Source organism: Polaribacter sargassicola, assembly GCF_021991835.1.
GTDB classification, from domain to species: domain Bacteria; phylum Bacteroidota; class Bacteroidia; order Flavobacteriales; family Flavobacteriaceae; genus Polaribacter; species Polaribacter sargassicola.
In genome coordinates this window covers 1-283 of record NZ_JAHDAU010000223.1, presented here as the reverse complement: position 1 = coordinate 283, position 283 = coordinate 1, and the positions used below count along the sequence as shown (strand labels likewise).

Here is a 283-nt window from a genome sequence, read left to right as displayed (position 1 = left end):
GTGCCTCGCCGTCGGGATCGAACTCGATGAAGGCGTGCTGATCGGCGAGCTGCGTGATCGTGCCGTTGAACGGGCGGGGGTCAGAGCCGTCCCGGCCGCGGGATCCGTGCACCACGGGCAGCCCCTGATCGAAGCCGACGTCGCGCCGCCCGCAGAGCACGATCGCGAGACCGGGCTCGGGGATGCTGAGCACCGGCGCCCATACGGTGATCGCGGGGCGCAGAGCGGGCGCGGCGGCGTTGCCGCGGGCGAGCGGGGTCAGCCGGGAGTAGAAACCGTCGTC

The 283-nt window shown here is 72.8% G+C and carries 1 protein-coding gene; it reads right to left on the bottom strand.

The annotated features are described in order from the left end of the window. Positions 1–283: type III PLP-dependent enzyme domain-containing protein (locus KI686_RS16595; RefSeq protein ID WP_237590418.1), on the bottom strand; the 283-nt coding region annotated here is incomplete at both ends.